The organism is Sphingopyxis sp. H073 (assembly GCF_001468395.1).
Lineage (GTDB): Bacteria > Pseudomonadota > Alphaproteobacteria > Sphingomonadales > Sphingomonadaceae > Sphingopyxis.
Genome location: NZ_LNSG01000022.1, coordinates 1 through 15,228 on the forward strand (window position 1 = coordinate 1; position 15,228 = coordinate 15,228).

A 15,228-nucleotide genomic window follows, 5' to 3' on the forward strand; every position below is an offset into this window, starting at 1 on the left:
ATTGGGGCTTCATCTTCGTTCCTTCGTCACTACGACGAAGCCCCAATCCTCCTTAATTCACAACCTCAAATCTGTGCCATAGGTGCTGACGGGGGACAAGCGCGGCAACACATATTTACGGACCTTGCTCATTCATGGTGGCAGAGCTGCTTTGCCGTCTTTATCACAAAGCGACCCGCGCTTAAGGTAATGATCGATCGAGGTGTCAATCACAATGCCGCGTTGGTTGCGCTAGCCAACAAGCTGGCACGAATCGCTTGGGCGGCACTACCGGCCTCCGATAGGTCAGTCATTCAGATAATTGAACTGTGTAATATAAAATTATTTATAATCCGCGCGTTTGAAATGAATTTCGACACCTGCCTTGCCACGGGGCAAGGCAAAAGGCTTTTCTATTTTGACACTTACTTCATTTACAATCGGAAATTCTATACATTTTGAAGCGAGTCGATATGCGAAGGTTTCAATGAGCGGGATGTGGTTCTCAGCCAGTCTTTCAGCTATAGTAACAACCTTTCGATAATCGACCGTAGAATCGATATCTAAAATGATGTCAGAACGAAAAATGAGGAAAACCGAAACAATAATCGGTTGACGATGATCAATTTCATCTCGGTTTATGCCGATATGTGCAAGTAGTGAAAGATCACATACTTTTACTGTGGTTAACACTCCCACCGTCATGGATTTTAACTCGCATAATATATATTAAAAATAAATTATTTATAATTTTAATAAAATTAATATTCACTCGATAACAGATTCAATTTTCAATAACAGTCTAGATGCGACAGATTTTCTGATCGGCTCACCCATTCTTATTCTTCTCCAAGTGTTATCTCCAATGCCAAATAGTATCATTATAGAAATACTAGTATTTTCTTCTCTCAATTTTTTCATTATTAATACAATGTTATCAGGTATTCTGATAAATTGCTCTCTAAAAATATTTTCATCACTTTCTAATTTTGCAATAACATCTTGAGATTTGAACTCATTTTTTTTATTAAGTTTCATGAGTTTGAACCTTTTATTGCCAATACCATAATCCATTAAGTTCAATCGATGAATGCTTTTTCGATAACGAAGTGCCCAGGTCTTGAGTTGGATCCTTCTGTAAATCCATCCCGGGTCAGTGTTGATGAAATATCTATTATCATTTGTTTTCCTCCACATATCATGACTCTATCAGTCATATAGTTAAGTTTATTTAACCCATTGATGGTGAAGAAAATAGATTTATTATTTAATAAATCAGTAATCCTTCCATTTGTTTTAAATTTTTCTCTAGTAACTGTAGGTATATACAATAATTGTAAAAGCGCTTGATCGCGAACCAAATAATCATCTGCGAAACTGCTTTCAAGATTTTGACGAAATGCTAAATCCTTTATTTGCCGTACGCAATGAATAAGTATTATTTGATTAAATCTTGAATATATATCAGGATCACGAGCGATACTTAAGAATGGTGCCAAACCCGTCCCAGAAGATAGGAGGAATAATCTTTCACCTTCCAGAAGCGCATCAGTTACTAACGTACCGGTAGCCTTCTTGCCTAAAAAGATTTTATCTCCTGGAGCAATTGCCCTAAGCCGCGATGTCAAAGGTCCATTAGGAACATAGATCGACAAGAATTCAAGCTCATCAGAATAGGATGGACTTGCTATGGAATAGGGCCTTAGGAGTGGTGCGCCCTCGGAAGCTATGCCAATCATGACGAACTCCCCGGATCTGAATCGAAATGACGCCGGTCGCGTTATCTTAAAGCTAAAAAGATTGTCATTCCAATGTTTAACTGAATAAACCGTTTCTAACGTTAAATTTGGAGGGGTTTTAATAAGGCAGTCAGGCAGATTGGCGTGAATCATGAAATACAAACTCCCCTAAATGATTTATATTAAATTTTTTTATCCAAAAATTTTTGTAAACTCGCAATTGAATTAGATTAGTTAATCCGTTCGTGATTGTAATCTCGCCAATTTTATTTATAGGGTTGATGCGATAGATAACCCCCAAAAGCTACGGTGAAAAGGAAACTTAGAGGGTGCTAATGGTAACCTAGGGTTACCAGACGAAAGCGGCAACATTGGTAATGTGCGCCTGGCAAAACGTGATGTGCAAAGTAAAATGCAATTTTGAGAAATCTAAATGGTAATAAATTTACAACAGATCCAAGTTGTAGGAGAGGAATATGTCATCGCGGGACCAGCCCGCATTTTCATATAGCGATTGGGCGACATGGTTGTCTCGCGCCGTGGAGAGGCTAAGGCGAACTGCCCCCATTGCTCTTCCATAATTTGCTGCTGCAGTGATTAATGCTTTTCCAGCACCTTTGCCTCGCGCTTCTGGGGTAACGAACAAGTCATTGAGGATGAAGCTGCGAGAGGCCCGGACAGACGAAAAACTGGGATAAAGCTGTGTAAAACCTATAAAATCTCCCTCTGAATCGGCAACGAAAATAATGGACTCCATATGTTGAAAGCGTTCTATTAAAAAAGATTTCGCTAGTTCTTTATTAGAAGGCTTCCCGTAAAATGATCGGTATCTATCAAAAAGAAGAGTGAGTTTTTCAATGTCGTCGATTGTGCTCAGGCGTACATGCATTTTTTATCTCCTATATAGTCAAGTCAAATTACAAAATAGTGATGATTTGATGCAATAAATTTATAAATAAAATAATCAGTTGTATAATCTGAATGGAAAATAATTCTATGATTGTAGAATGTCTACAATATATATTATTGTACCAAATATAATTATAAAACTATAGGTATGCATCACAATTTCGGTTATCGTTTAGCTTCTGCTTCCGCAGGCTCATTGGCTGTTATAATTCGACAGAAATACAGGCCCCAATTTCACGCTGTTTGAGGGGTTGCTCTTCGGTCGTTCAGCTCTTTTCCGATCGAGCGGTGTAACCAATCCCGAAAACGAGACAAGAGAGGATCTCTCCAGCGAATACGAAGGCACCGGAATTCATAAGCACCAAGAGATGCGATAGAAAAGGGTTGAGAAGTTGGTTCAAGCCGGATGAGTCGCCCTTCATTCAAGTCTTCTGCGGCGAGCATCCAATTCGCTAGGGCTACACCTTGCCCGGCGCGAGCTGCTGCAAGGCACAGATGTGCCTGCCCATAACGAGCTATAGGTGCGCCTAAATCGCCCACTTCGAAATTTTGCGCCATCAACCATTGGCGCCATTCGCGTTCGGAACTTTCTTGAATTAGTGGTAACTGGATAACCTCTGCTGGAGCAGCAATGGTCCGAGCAAATCTAGGCGATACCACCGGGAATACAGCAGGCCGAGCAAGTTCTTCCGCTCTCACGTCGTGCGGCGGTGATGGAGACCAGTCGTACTGATAGCGAACGTCCCCATCTGCCTCCCCTGCGGCGAAGTTAGGTTCACGGTCGGAGGCTCGGAGATCAACAATGGGACGATTTCTCGCTTGACCAAAGGCAGAGAGATGACGAGCCAGCCACTGGACCGAAAAGCCAGCGGAACTCCAGATGGTGAGACCTCCAGAGCGTACTCCCGCGAGAGCTGCACTCGCCGCACTGATTTCGGCGATGGCTGCACTTATGCGCTGGTGATAGCCTAGCCCGATCTCCGTTAAATGACCTGTTTTTCGGTTGAACAGCTGAACCCCGAATAATTCCTCCAACGAGGAAAGGTGGCGGCTGACTATGGCATGGCTCACGCCCATAGCTTCCGCTGCCCGACGAATGCCGCCAAGGCGGCCAACTGCTTCGAAAGCGCGCAATGCGGCAAAGGGGGGGAGATGTCGCTCAATCATTGGTGGTAACCTAGGGTTACCGTCGGCGCATTGCAAGTCGCCTGTTCATCCCATTCAGCAGCAATTATTTTCTGTTAATCACACATATTGGAATTAGGGAACTTATGTCAAACGACGCACTTCTAGATAGGCGTATTGCTGCTGTGCCGCGTGGCGTTGCTAATGCCACTTCCATTTATGCTGCTCGCGCCGAAAATTCGGAAATCTGGGACGTGGAGGGCAAGCGCTATATTGATTTTGCTGGTGGTATTGCCGTACTCAACGTCGGTCATCGCCATCCTAAGGTTATTGCGGCGGTCCAGGAGCAACTGGAACTTTACACCCATACGGCTTTTCAGGTGATAGCATATGAACCCTATATCGCGCTTGCCGAAAAGCTGAACGATATCGCGCCAATCGATGGTCCCGCGAAGACAATCTTCTTCACCACCGGCGCTGAGGCTACTGAAAATGCGGTAAAAATTGCACGAGCTGCGACCGGTCGGCCCGGAATTATTGCTTTCGCTGGCGGCTTCCACGGACGCACGGCTCTATCCGGCGCGATGACTGGCAAGGTCAATCCATATAAGAAGGGCTTAGGCCCGTTTCCCTCAGAAATTTACCATGTGCCGCTACCTTCGCAGAGCAACGGCGTCAGAGTGGCGGAGTCGCTCCGCGCGCTGGATTTTCTTTTTGCCGCAGATGTCGAACCTGAACGAATTGCCGCATTCATTATCGAGCCTGTGCAGGGCGAGGGCGGCTTCCACACGCCCGACCCTGCACTGTTCGAGGCGCTTGCGAAGATGCGTGACGAATATGGTATTTTGCTGATAGCTGACGAAGTGCAAGCCGGTTTTGCGCGTACGGGCAAGATGTTCGGAATCGAACATCAGTCGATGAAGCCTGATCTTATTGCTGTTGCGAAATCCCTTGCCGGCGGTTTTCCGCTCTCAGGGGTTATCGGTCGGGCTGACCTCATGGACGTGATTAACCCGGGCGGACTCGGTGGTACTTATGCCGGATCTCCGGTGGCCTGTGCAGCGGCGCTGGCAGTGCTGGACGTGATCGAGGAGGAGAACCTCCTTGATCGTGCACAGTCAGTGGGTACCAAAATACGGGCTGCGATCTCCGCAGCAGCTCTTCGCAATGACACGGTTGGTATTGCCAATCTGCGTGGTCCTGGCGCAATGGTAGGTTTTGACATTGTTGACGGGACGGGCAATCCGGATGCTGCCGAGGCCAAGCGGGTAACAATCCGCGCGCTCGACAAGGGTTTGGTGGTATTGACCTGTGGTACCCATGGTGCCGGGCTGCGCATACTGGTGCCGCTGACGGCCAGTGATGCGATTCTTGATGAAGGGTTGGATATTCTGACCCAAGCGCTGGTGCGGGTGGAAGGCTGAGCAATGACTGTTGATATATCGGCAGGCACTCGATTGGGGCTTGCGCGCCCCGATTTACTCCGCGATCATGCCCTGATCGGAGGCATCTGGCTCGATAGCCCGGCCCGGATCGCGGTGGCCAATCCGGCCGATGGCACGATCATTGGCCATGTCCCCAATATGGGGGCTGGGGAAACGACCCGCGCAGTCGATGCTGCCGTTATAGCACAAGCCTCTTGGGCGAAGGAAACAGGTAAAGCGCGTGGTTTAGTGCTCACCCGGTGGGCCGAACTGATACATGCCAATGCCGAAGACTTGGCTCGGCTGATGACTGCAGAGCAGGGCAAGCCCCTCGCCGAGGCGCGTGGGGAGGTCGCTTATGCAGCAAGTTTCCTTGAGTGGTTTGCTGGCGAAGCTCGCCGGGTCACGGGCGAATTGCTTACACCTCACGCCATCGATCGACGATTGCTTGTGCGCAAGGAGCCGGTGGGCGTAGTCGCAGCGGTGACGCCGTGGAATTTCCCGCTGGCGATGATTACCCGCAAAGCTGCTCCTGCATTTGCTGCAGGCTGCGCGATGATCCTGAAACCGTCCGAACTCACCCCCCTCTCGGCTCTGGCATTGGCAGTCCTCGCGCAGGAAGCCGGCTTGCCAAACGGGCTTTTCAGTGTGGTGACCGGCGATGCTGCCCCGATAGGAGATGTGCTGACGGGCGACAAACGGATACGCAAGTTCACATTCACCGGATCGACTGCGGTTGGAAAGATGCTCGCCGCGCGGTGCATGGGTACTGTAAAGCGTGTCAGCCTGGAGTTGGGCGGGAACGCGCCCCTGATCGTCTTTGACGATGCTGATCTGGACGCCGCTGTCGAGGGAGCAATAGCGTCCAAGTTTCGCAACGCCGGCCAGACCTGCGTCTGCGCCAACCGTCTGCTGGTGCAATCCGGCATCTATGATGATTTCTCGAAGAAATTAGCGGAAAAAGTAGGAAAACTCGTCGTCGGTCCCGGGCTGCTTGGCCCGACCGATCAGGGACCGCTGATCGACAAGCGGGCGGTGGAGAAAGCGCGAACGCATGTGGCCGATGCGACAGCAGGCGGCGGGCGCGTGTTGATCGGCGGCGAGGCGCTGAGCGATGACGGTAACTTCTTCGCTCCCACGGTCATTGTCGATGTGTCTCCTGATGCTCTGCTTTGCCGCGAAGAGACGTTCGCCCCGGTGGCGGGGCTGGTGCGGTTTGAAACCGAAGCAGAGGCCATCGCCATGGCCAACGACACGGATGCAGGGTTGGCTGCATATGTGTTTACCCGCGACATCGACCGCGCTTGGCGGGTGCCCGAGATGCTGCAATACGGTATGGTGGGGCTGAATACCGGGCTTATCAGCACAGAGGTTGCGCCCTTTGGCGGAGTAAAGGAATCCGGCATGGGGCGCGAAGGCTCTCATCACGGCATGGATGACTATCTTCAGCTGAAACTCGTTTGCCAGGCGATTAGCCCGGCCTGACGGTGCAATAGTCGAAACAATAAGTGCTCGTCCCGATAAAGCGGGCGGCAAGTGGACTGCCGCATCAGTGCGCAGCAGGGAGGCTGAGTGTGGCCAATATAAATGACAAAATCATGCCAGGAGAGAGGGGTGATGACCGCGACAACCTCTGGGTTAGTGGGGTCACAGCAAGCCTAAGAAAATTTCCTTCGGAAGCACTTTGTGGATTAAATCTGGAAGTCCTTGTGGCTCATTATGCGGGAGCATTCCCTCCCTCGTTTCGCCAGGCTCATGGTCCGGACGAAGCTGCGGCCGATATTTCAGCGTTGGTCCGCCTTGAGATTGTTTCCGGTGATCGAACGGATCTGAAGTCGGTGCGATTGCATCGCCGGTCGGACGACCGCAAAGATCGCCTTCGATTGAGACTTTATCAGCGCGTGGATACGTTGATTTTATCCGACGTGGTGTCGGTGTTGGAAAACTTCGGGTTTCGAGTAGCGGACTGCTATCCCCACGGCCTGCAGGGAGCAAAGGGTAGCATTGGCCACATTCATGATTTTTTATTGGGTTTTGGTCAGTCAGATGATCAGATAGCCATCGACCAGACATTCGCGCACGCTCAAACCATCGAGCAATCGCTTGAAGCAGTTTTGAATGGAGAGCGCGAAGACGATTCATTCAACCTCCTTATCTCCCATATCGGACTCGACGCGGACGAAACGAATTGGTTACGCGCACTTTATCGTTATCTGCGTCAGACGGGTATCGCCTATTCCGTATCCACTGCGGTAGAAGCGTTAGTCCAAGCACCAAGTGTGACTCGTGGCCTGATCGAACTTTTCCGGGCTCGGCACGAACCAGATTTTGTGGATCGCGCAGCCGGTGAGCGGGAAGCTTTGGCGGTGATCATGGGAGGCATTGCGGGTGTGTCCTCGATCAACCATGATCGGCTTATCCGCGCGTTGAAAGATAGCGTGCTGGCTATTCTCCGCACGAACGCCTTCGTCCCGGTGCCGACGCTTGCGCTTGCTTTCAAGTTTGACTCTGCGTTGATTCCGGGGCTGACCAAGCCCATCCCGTGGCGTGAAATTTTTGTATATTCTGGCCAGGTTGAAGGAATTCATTTGCGCGCAGGGCCGATTGCTCGTGGCGGGCTGCGCTGGTCTGACCGCCGAGACGATTTTCGTACCGAAGTGTTGAGCTTGATGAAAGCGCAACGCGTCAAGAACGCCATCATCGTTCCCACTGGTGCAAAGGGCGGATTCTATCCTAAAAAGCTGCCCGACCCATTGCGCAACCGTAGTGGATGGGCCGCCGAAGGGCATGCGGCTTACCAATCGTTTGTGCGGGCCCTACTTTCGGTCACGGACAATATTGTGGACGGGCAGGTTGTGCCTCCTCGCGATGTAGTAATCCGCGATCACGAGGATTCCTATCTTGTTGTAGCTGCAGATAAGGGAACTGCTAGTTTCTCCGATTCAGCCAATGCGATTGCACACGAGCAAGGATACTGGCTTGAGGATGCCTTCGCGAGCGGTGGAACAAAGGGGTACGACCACAAGGCGATGGGCATAACCGCGCGGGGCGCCTGGATTTCAGTCCAGCGGCACTTTGCCGAGCGTGGGATCGATGTGCAATCTGACCCTATTAACGTGGTAGGAGTAGGGGATATGTCGGGCGACGTGTTCGGCAATGGAATGCTGCTTTCACAGGCAATTCGCCTGATCGCAGCATTTGATCATCGTCATATCTTCCTTGATCCAGCGCCGAACGCATCTGCGGCTTGGCACGAGCGAGCGCGGCTGTTTGCTCAGACTAATTCCACGTGGGCGGATTATAACCAGGATTTGATTTCATCTGGCGGTGGGGTGTTCTCGCGTGAGCAGAAGAGCATCGCGCTGCCACCGGAAGTGCGGTCGCTGCTGCGGCTGGAAGAGCGGGAATTGGAGCCGGATATGTTAATCCGTGCGATCCTCTTGGCTCCTGCTGACTTGCTGTGGTTTGGCGGAATAGGGACGTATATCAAGGCTAAGAACGAGTCCAATCGCCAAGTGGGCGATCCTACCAATGATATTGTGCGGATTGATGCGACGGATTTGCGGGTTGGGGTGATCGCAGAGGGGGCGAATCTGGGCTGCACACAAGCAGGCCGGATTGAGGCCAGTTTGGCGGGTGTCGCGTGTAATACTGACTTTATTGACAATTCGGCTGGGGTGGATTGCTCCGACAAGGAGGTCAACATCAAAATTGCCCTGAGTGCCGCTAAGCGGGGCGGGCGGTTGGACGAACCGGAGCGTGTGGCGCTACTTGCGTCCATGACAGACGAAGTGGCGGAATTGGTCCTTGAAGACAACCGAATGCAGGCGCTCGGCCTCTCACTAGCTCAGAGCTTAGGCACCAAGGGCACTTCCGCATACTTGTGGCTGGCGGAGATACTCGAAAAGGAAGGGCACCTTGATCGCGCAACTGAAGGGCTACCCAATGCGGAACTTTTGCAATCTCGCGCTGCAAATGGTCGGGGGCTGACCCGAGCAGAATTGGCCGTACTTCTATCCAGCGCTAAGCTCGCGGTCCAGAGTGCACTGGAATCCTCGCCATTAATGGGAGATCCCCTTTTGGAAGGAGAGTTGCTCGAAGCATTTCCTCCAAGCATGCGCGATGCGTATCGCGACGACATTTTGCGACATCGTCTCCGCCGCGAAATCCTCGCCACGCGCATTGCTAACCGGGTGATAAATCGATTAGGTTTCATTCATCCCTTTGAAATTGCCGATGAGGATGAGGTCAGTCTTTCAGAGGTTGCAATTGCCTTTTTGATTGTAGAGCATCTCTTTAATATGGCGCCCGTTTGGCGCGCGATAGAAACGACGCAAATGCAAGAGCAAGAGCGGATTTCCTTATTGGTGGGCGCTGCCAGTGCGTTGAGGCCGCAGGTCGTGGATGTGCTGGGTATGATGCGCAACCACACTGCTCCCGTTCAGGTGGTAAATAGACTCGCCGGCTCCATTATTCTGCTCTTAAATAGCAAACCTGCCACCCTCTCCGACCTAAAAGTAGATTCAGCTAAATCAGTTTGTGTTGAGCAAATTTCTCGTTTCGATGGCGTGATTGGACTTGCGGAGATTGCGCATAGCAGTGGTAGCGATGTTATTAGCCTTGCAAAGGCATATGTTGCATTGGGTGACATTCTCGATCTGAAATGGCTTCAGGAAGTTGCCGCCGCTTTTCATTCCAATGGCTTTTGGGAGAGGGCCACAACTGCCGGGGTATTGAACGACCTGAAATCTGCTCGGCTCGATTTTATCCGTGCGTCGAGTTCTGTTTGTGCTGAGCAGGCCGTCCATGACTGGGCTGTGGCGCATCGAAAAGAGCTAGAAAGCTATTCTGCCCTGGCGGCCCGCGCCCGCGAAAGCCGTGAATTGACAGTCGCGATGCTTTGCCATGTTGCACGATGTGCCCGAAATTTACTTAATACTGCTAAATAGCTGTGCTTATTGAGCGTTAGGATCATGCGTCATGTGTTTGTTTGGCTGCTCCGAGCCAGCGTATTCTCAAAAATGAACAACCTAAAATCTGCTTAGGGAAGAAGTATTTTTGACTTCCGCCTCACATAGAATTTAGTCACAGATTTTGTTTATAGCTATTATTCGTTCGCGCTGTTGGTAGCAGCGTTTTGGTGAATCTACTCCTTTTCACTCAATCCATACAATAACATCGGCGGCATTCTCCCGCGCTACGTCGACAAAGTATCCCACAGAAAATGGCTTTAGCGCCTCCATATGGCACTTTTGATATCAGTTTGCCTGTCATTCATCCCGACCCATATAAGCATAATTTCATTATTATGAAAAAAAGTTATCGCCAAATCTGACTAGTCATGCTCGATCAGCGCCGCACTTCGAGCGGGGCTGGAGTGTATCAGGGCTATTTTTTACGCTATTTTTCAGAAAATAACTAGGCTGTAGTGACATTTTAATCACTTGAGCCATAGCATGATGCTGGCGAGTTTGATGAAGCCGAGGAAGTTGGCGGCGAGTTTATCGTAACGGGTAGCGATGCGCCTCCATTGCTTGAGTTTGGCGAAGAAGCCCTCGACACCCCATCGCTGCTTGTAGGCGATGCGGTCGTAACTGCGCTGTATCTTGCGGTGGCGGCGGGGTGGAATGACTGGTTCACCGCCTTGTTCGACGATCAGATCGCACAGGCTGTTGGCGTCGTAGGCCCGGTCTGCCAGCACTTTCTCGGCCTTCAGCCCTCGGATCAGGTCGCAGGCGGGAGCCATATCGTTCTGCTGACCGGGGCCAAGCACAAAGCGCACCGGCAGGCCGAGCGCATCAACTACGGCATGGATCTTGGTGCCGAACCCGCCTCGGGAGCGGCCAAGAGCCTGGGCTTGAACGCCCCCCTTTTTACTCTGGCCCCTGCCGCCTGGGCCTGAGCGCGGATCACGGTGGCGTCGATTGCCAGCCATTCAATGTCGGGATCATCGGAAACTGCTTCGAATATCCGGTCGATCACACCCTGTTCGACCCAGCGGTAATAGCGCCGCTTCGCCGTTTGATAGGGGCCAAACCGGTCCTCAGGCAAATCGCGCCAACGCCCCCCCGAACGCGCCAGCCACAGCAAGGCGTCCAGAAAACGCCGTCCGTCGCTGCGTGGACCGCGCTTGCCCTTGCGACCACCGGGAACAAACTCCCGCAGCCGCTCCCACTGATCGTCCCTGAGAACCTCGCCTTCCACACCAACCTCCAAAAGCCAGTGTTGAATCAGAACTCAGCGCAAATGGGAATCCCTTAAATTGTCACTACAGCCTAATGACTCAGCTTTGATCGCCGATTTAACGGATTGCGAGGCGAGTGCCGGATGCAAAAGGTAGATTCATAATAATGATAGTGCTGGACACGGTTTCACAAATATGATGAATTTGGTTCTAGGCAATGCGATTCGTGAATGCGAGCCGTTTTGTCGATCACGAAATCGGAAGGGGATTTATAAAGTTATGTGGCGAGTGGGAGTTGACGTAGGCGGTACTTTCACCGACCTTTTCGCATGGGATGACGAGAGTGGCGAGCAAAGGACGGGGAAAGTTCTTACAACTCGTCCTGATCGCTCTATTGGAGTTATCGATGCTATTGCAGATGCTGGGATTGAGATCGCTGAAGTCAGTCATCTAATTCATGGCACAACCACCGCCACCAACGCCCTGATTGAGAGGAGTTTTCCTGACGCGGCCTTTGTAACCACTGAAGGTTTCCGTGACACTATCGAGATAGGCCGTCAGCATCGCGAACATCTCTATGATCCCTACCAATATAAACCCGCTCCGGTTATCCGCAGGCGGTTCCGATACCCGGTCAATGAACGCATTAATCGTGAAGGTGTCGTCGAACGGCCGCTTGATGAAGCTCGCGCTCGTGAAATTGCCGCTGACCTGAAAGGGAAGGGCATTAAATCGATCGGCATCGGTTTCATTAACTCATACGCCAGCAGCCTTCATGAAGAGCGCATGGCCGAGATCATCAGGGAGCATTGCCCGGATGCTCATATTATTCTTTCTTCTGAAACGCGCCCAGTTTTTCGTGAACATGGTCGTTTCATGACCACTGCAATCCGCACTGCGCTGATGCCAGTTATGTCCGAGTATTTCGATAATCTGGAAGCGCGTCTTGCTCAGCACGATTTTCATGGAACCACATTAATTCTAAAGAGCAGCGGGGGCATCATGACGATGGCACTCGCCCGACAGCATCCTGAAGAGCAGCTTGAGTCCGGCCCTGCTGGTGGTGTCGCCTATGCGGCCTATCTTGCAAAATCGAGCGGATTTGACCGCATTCTGCATACGGATGTCGGTGGAACCAGCTTTGACGTATCGATTGTTGAGGAAGGCAAAGGGTTAGTCACGCGCTCGCACGAGCTGCAGTGGGAGGTTCCCGTAATCGTTCCGATGCTCGATATTCACAGCGTTGGTGCGGGCGGTGGGTCGATCGGTTGGGTTGATCCGGGCGGGTCTTTGCGCGTGGGTCCGAAAAGTGCTGGTTCCTTGCCGGGGCCGGCTTGCTATGGTCGGGGTGGAACCCAACCGACGATCACTGACGCTAATCTGGTCCTAGGTCGCCTTGAGCCTACGCTTAGCGGAAAGATGCAACTTGATCTCGCAGCTGCGGAGCGTGCCGTCGCTTCGGTGTCTGAGAAGATTAACTTGCCGCTGCTTGAAACGGCCGAAGGCATGATCCGTATCGGTTGTGAATATATGGCGCAGGCGGTCAAGAAAGTGCTGATTTCCAGGGGCCGTGATCCGCGCGATTTCATCTACGTGGCCTTTGGCGGAGCGGGCGCGCTTCACGCCTGCTTTGTTGCTAAGTCGATGAATATTCCCAAGGTCCTACTCCCACCTAACGCCGGTGTTGCGTCGGCGTGCGGGGCTACGGTCATGGACTTTCGCCAGGATGTCGAAGCGTTCTACTATGCACCTATATCCACAGCGGATTTGGCGAAGGTGAATGAGATTTATTCTACGCTTGAGGCTAAAGGACGGAGTCTTCTGCGCGAGCAGGGCGTGGAAGATGACAGCCAGATAGAACTGATCCGCACGGCGCAGATGCGTTATGTTGGGCAGTCTTACGAAGTCGAGACTCCGATACCTGCTGGCGTGCTATCCGCAGACGGCATTGCTGAAATCGCCAACACCTTCCACAAGGTCCACGAGGCCGAGTTCGGTGTCAGTTCGGATGACTTTGAACCCGCCTTTGTGTCGCTCAGCTTGGCGGCTATCGGTAAGCTTGATGCAGTTCCTGAAATTAAGCCGACGCTGCCCGTTGATGGGTCCGCCCAGACCGGCGTGCGCGAGGTGTTCATTGATGGCGAATGGGTGACCTGCAACGTCTATAACGGCGAGGCTTTGCCTGTCGGCGCCGAGATATCTGGGCCGGCAATCGTGGATTATGACCATGCATGCGCCGTGCTTCCGACTTGGTCTAGCGCACAGGTGAATCATCAGGGCGCCTTGGTAATCACACTCGATATCTAGGGAAAACGATATGAATAAGGTATCTACTGACCCGCAAATTGATCCGATCACCTTTGAGGTGCTCCGTAGCGTATTTGACTATACATGCGACAGGATGGCAACGACGCTGCAGCGTTCGTCATTCTCTCCCATCCTGTCCGACATGTTGGACTTCTCAAACGCGATATACGACCGCAATCTTCAGTTGCTTGCTCAGGCAGCCAACTGTCCGGTCCACCTCGCTGCAATGAAATTCAGCGCCGAGGCGGCCGTGCGGAAATATCCCGTGGAAACATTGTCACCGGGCGATGTGCTTGTCGTCAACGACCCATATCAGGGCGGTACGCATATCAATGATATCTCGTTCATTATGCCGATCTATTTTGGAAAAGATTTGATCGGTTTTGCAGTGAGCCGCGGACACTGGATGGACCTTGGTGGCGGTGCAGCTGGTGGGCAGGCATTCGGTACACACATTGCGGCCGAGGGGCTGCGCCTGCCGCCGCTTAAAATATACAGTGAGTATAAGATCAATCAGGATCTTCTCGATATCATCCTCAACAACACACGCACGCCTCACTTCGTTCAGGGCGATCTGCAAGCGCACTTCGGTTGCTTGCGCAGCGCTGAGCAGGAATTGCAACGGGCCTGCGCTCGCTATGGTGTTGAGACGACCGTCAAAGCTATGGAACAGGTTCAGAAATATACTGAGCGGATGGTCCGCGCAGCGATCAGCAATATCCCCGACGGCGAATACGAGGGCGAGGATTACGCTGATACCGATGGCATCAGCGATAAGCGGGTGAAGATCAAGGTTAAGCTCCAGGTCCGGGAAGACACCATCAAGGTCGACTTCACGGGTAGTGATCCAGCGACCGAGGGCGCCATCAATTCGCCCTATGCGAACACCATGTCAGCTGCGCTTTATTCGCTACAGTTTTTTCTAGCGAAGGACGCGCCGCAGAACCAGGGAATGTTCAATCCGATCGAAGTTCATATTCCCAAGGGGACCTGGCTTCACGCGGAGTGGCCAGCGCCGACAATCGGATGCACGACATTGTCGTCCTCCAAAATTACCAGCGCTATTTGGCAAGCGCTCGCCAAGGCGATCCCGCAGCAGGTTACCGGCTCGACCTACGCCGAGTGCAACTGGTTTGTTTCGAGCTGCCTTGACGATGCCGGCAAAGCTGACGTCTTTTCTGACCTTCCTGCCGGCGGCTGGGGTGGTACCCCCTATCGTGATGGTATGAACGTGACAATGGACCCGCTTGGTAACTGCATGAACATGACTGCAGAAACCGCAGAGCTATTTTTTCCGATCGTTTATGAAGCATTTGAGATTCGCAGCGGCTCGGGAGGGCCGGGACGGTTCCGCGGCGGTCTCGGCTCCACCTTTAAGGTGCGCTACCTTCACGGGGGTGAACTCGGCATGGAAACCTCGCGAACGCTTGAGGGCAGCCCTGGCGTGAATGGGGGAGGGCGCTGTCCGTCGTCAGAACATTCGGCACAACTCGCGGCGTAGATTAGTGGAGTGCGGGCCTCGTCTGGGGGTTGATATTAGGCGGCGAGTTTGCGGTGTTGC

Annotated in this window: 11 protein-coding genes and 1 pseudogene; 6 read left to right on the plus strand and 6 right to left on the minus strand. The window is 52.0% G+C overall.

The features are described from left to right. Positions 1 to 97 precede the first annotated feature (97 nt). Positions 98 to 285 (plus strand): annotated as a pseudogene (locus ATE64_RS22295) (IS110 family transposase); the annotation flags it as partial. 36 nt (positions 286 to 321) lie between these two features. Here the strand turns inward: ATE64_RS22295 and ATE64_RS21385 are convergent. The 5 genes from ATE64_RS21385 to ATE64_RS21400 all read right to left on the minus strand — a co-directional run bounded on the left by ATE64_RS21385 (position 322) and on the right by ATE64_RS21400 (position 3,794). After that, complete coding sequence (locus ATE64_RS21385; RefSeq protein ID WP_082657937.1) at positions 322 to 684, minus strand: dihydroneopterin aldolase; 363 nt, start codon at positions 682 to 684, stop codon at positions 322 to 324. Positions 685 to 747: 63 nt separating this feature from the next. Further along, positions 748 to 1,053, minus strand: a complete 306-nt coding sequence (locus ATE64_RS21905) for a hypothetical protein (protein WP_156416666.1) — start codon at positions 1,051 to 1,053, stop codon at positions 748 to 750. Positions 1,054 to 1,058: 5 nt separating this feature from the next. Continuing rightward, entirely contained in the window at positions 1,059 to 1,871 is an 813-nt protein-coding gene (locus ATE64_RS21390; RefSeq protein ID WP_082657939.1) for a ferredoxin--NADP reductase, read from the minus strand. Positions 1,872 to 2,163: 292 nt separating this feature from the next. Further along, a complete protein-coding gene (locus tag ATE64_RS21395; RefSeq protein WP_082657941.1) occupies positions 2,164 to 2,607 on the minus strand; it encodes a GNAT family N-acetyltransferase in 444 nt (147 codons plus the stop codon). Positions 2,608 to 2,861: 254 nt separating this feature from the next. Further along, the gene (locus ATE64_RS21400; RefSeq protein ID WP_082657942.1) at positions 2,862 to 3,794 is read right to left on the minus strand and encodes a LysR family transcriptional regulator; all 933 of its coding nucleotides are present in this window, start codon (positions 3,792 to 3,794) and stop codon (positions 2,862 to 2,864) included. A 104-nt stretch (positions 3,795 to 3,898) separates the two neighbouring features. Here ATE64_RS21400 and gabT point away from each other — a divergent pair, with 104 nt between their 5' ends. The 3 genes from gabT (at position 3,899) to ATE64_RS20895 (ending at position 10,125) form a co-directional block, all read left to right on the plus strand. Beyond that, on the plus strand, positions 3,899 to 5,176 hold the full coding sequence (gabT, locus tag ATE64_RS20885; protein WP_058457683.1) for a 4-aminobutyrate--2-oxoglutarate transaminase: 1,278 nt from the start codon (positions 3,899 to 3,901) through the stop codon (positions 5,174 to 5,176). A 3-nt stretch (positions 5,177 to 5,179) separates the two neighbouring features. After that, a complete protein-coding gene (locus ATE64_RS20890) occupies positions 5,180 to 6,661 on the plus strand; it encodes an NAD-dependent succinate-semialdehyde dehydrogenase (protein ID WP_058457682.1) in 1,482 nt (493 codons plus the stop codon). Positions 6,662 to 6,750: 89 nt separating this feature from the next. Continuing rightward, entirely contained in the window at positions 6,751 to 10,125 is a 3,375-nt protein-coding gene (locus ATE64_RS20895; RefSeq protein ID WP_082657944.1) for an NAD-glutamate dehydrogenase domain-containing protein, read from the plus strand. Positions 10,126 to 10,616: 491 nt separating this feature from the next. On the opposite strand, the gene ATE64_RS21405 is transcribed toward ATE64_RS20895, so the two are convergent. Continuing rightward, positions 10,617 to 11,380 (minus strand): IS5 family transposase gene (locus ATE64_RS21405; RefSeq protein ID WP_156416667.1). Its coding sequence is split into 2 segments (ribosomal slippage): positions 10,617 to 11,053 and positions 11,053 to 11,380, totalling 765 coding nucleotides; the frame shifts between segments, so codons are not numbered across the junction. Positions 11,381 to 11,555: 175 nt separating this feature from the next. Between ATE64_RS21405 and ATE64_RS20905 the strand changes: the two genes are divergently transcribed. Both ATE64_RS20905 and ATE64_RS20910 read left to right on the plus strand, forming a co-directional pair. Further along, positions 11,556 to 13,667: a hydantoinase/oxoprolinase family protein gene (locus ATE64_RS20905; RefSeq protein WP_156416668.1), complete on the plus strand. Its 2,112-nt coding sequence runs from the start codon at positions 11,556 to 11,558 to the stop codon at positions 13,665 to 13,667. Positions 13,668 to 13,677: 10 nt separating this feature from the next. Then, positions 13,678 to 15,168, plus strand: a complete 1,491-nt coding sequence (locus ATE64_RS20910) for a hydantoinase B/oxoprolinase family protein (RefSeq protein ID WP_058457678.1) — start codon at positions 13,678 to 13,680, stop codon at positions 15,166 to 15,168. Positions 15,169 to 15,228: the final 60 nt, after the last annotated feature.

Excerpts from the sequence above, each read along its gene's own strand:
- ATE64_RS20890 (WP_058457682.1), top strand. The coding sequence starts at position 5,180 with ATGACTGTTGATATATCGGCAGGCACTCGATTGGGGCTTGCGCGCCCC.
- ATE64_RS20910 (WP_058457678.1), top strand. The coding sequence starts at position 13,678 with ATGAATAAGGTATCTACTGACCCGCAAATTGATCCGATCACCTTTGAG.
- gabT (WP_058457683.1), top strand. The coding sequence starts at position 3,899 with ATGTCAAACGACGCACTTCTAGATAGGCGTATTGCTGCTGTGCCGCGT.
- ATE64_RS21385 (WP_082657937.1), bottom strand. The coding sequence starts at position 684 with ATGACGGTGGGAGTGTTAACCACAGTAAAAGTATGTGATCTTTCACTA.
- ATE64_RS21400 (WP_082657942.1), bottom strand. The coding sequence starts at position 3,794 with ATGATTGAGCGACATCTCCCCCCCTTTGCCGCATTGCGCGCTTTCGAA.
- ATE64_RS21395 (WP_082657941.1), bottom strand. The coding sequence starts at position 2,607 with ATGCATGTACGCCTGAGCACAATCGACGACATTGAAAAACTCACTCTT.
- ATE64_RS21390 (WP_082657939.1), bottom strand. The coding sequence starts at position 1,871 with ATGATTCACGCCAATCTGCCTGACTGCCTTATTAAAACCCCTCCAAAT.
- ATE64_RS20905 (WP_156416668.1), top strand. The coding sequence starts at position 11,556 with ATGATGAATTTGGTTCTAGGCAATGCGATTCGTGAATGCGAGCCGTTT.
- ATE64_RS21905 (WP_156416666.1), bottom strand. The coding sequence starts at position 1,053 with ATGGATTATGGTATTGGCAATAAAAGGTTCAAACTCATGAAACTTAAT.